The sequence below is a fragment of the Bacillus sp. GMs2/2 genome (assembly GCF_050172095.1).
GTDB lineage: Bacteria > Bacillota > Bacilli > Bacillales > Bacillaceae_G > Bacillus_A > Bacillus_A cereus.
Map to the genome: position 1 here is coordinate 1 of NZ_JBNLYE010000800.1, position 278 is coordinate 278.

Below are 278 nucleotides of genomic sequence, written 5' to 3' on the forward strand. Positions count from 1 at the left end.
ACGAAACATGGGAAAGTATGAGTGAATCTACTGTTTCTGTTTGGAATGCCATTACAGAATTTTTAGAAGAACTCTGGAATGACATCATGGCGACCTTATCTGAAACATGGAATTCGATTGTTGAAACGACTACAGAAGTATGGAATTCCATCGTAGAGTATTTAACGGGAATTTGGAATGGAGCAGTTGAAACATTATCAGAAATTTGGAGTCGTATCAGCCAAACTACTTCTGAAGTATGGACAGCGATTCGTGAGTTTTTTATTAGCACTTGGAAC

General features: G+C 37.8%; 1 protein-coding gene. It reads left to right on the top strand.

The genetic code is table 11. The features are described from left to right. Positions 1-278, top strand: a 278-nt coding sequence (locus ACQGS6_RS29595; protein ID WP_426966120.1) for a phage tail protein, incomplete at both ends; no start/stop codon positions are given.